1 tRNA gene and 2 rRNA genes are annotated in these 331 nt (G+C 57.1%); all 3 read right to left on the bottom strand.

The features are described 5' to 3' along the window. Positions 1-103, bottom strand: a 5S ribosomal RNA gene (gene rrf, locus WFO64_RS22405); the annotation flags it as partial. Positions 104-137: 34 nt separating this feature from the next. Then, positions 138-213: transfer RNA gene (locus WFO64_RS22400), tRNA-Thr, on the bottom strand. Between the two features lie 14 nt (positions 214-227). Next, positions 228-331, bottom strand: a 5S ribosomal RNA gene (gene rrf, locus WFO64_RS22395); the annotation flags it as partial.

Below are 331 nucleotides of genomic sequence, written 5' to 3'. Positions count from 1 at the left end.
CTACTCTCGCATGGGGAGACCCCACACTACCATCGGCGCTACGGCGTTTCACTTCTGAGTTCGGCATGGGGTCAGGTGGGACCACCGCGCTACAGCCGCCAGGCAAATTCTTTTATTTACCGAACTCGTGTCTTAACTGGTGCTGATACCCAGAGTCGAACTGGGGACCTCACCCTTACCAAGGGTGCGCTCTACCAACTGAGCCATATCAGCACACTAAATTTAATGCCTGGCAGTTCCCTACTCTCGCATGGGGAGGCCCCACACTACCATCGGCGCTACGGCGTTTCACTTCTGAGTTCGGCATGGGGTCAGGTGGGACCACCGCGCT

The organism is Pantoea sp. AS142, from assembly GCF_037152305.1.
In the GTDB taxonomy this organism is placed as follows: Bacteria; Pseudomonadota; Gammaproteobacteria; order Enterobacterales; family Enterobacteriaceae; genus Pantoea.
This window is presented reverse-complemented; position numbering and strand designations above follow the sequence as displayed.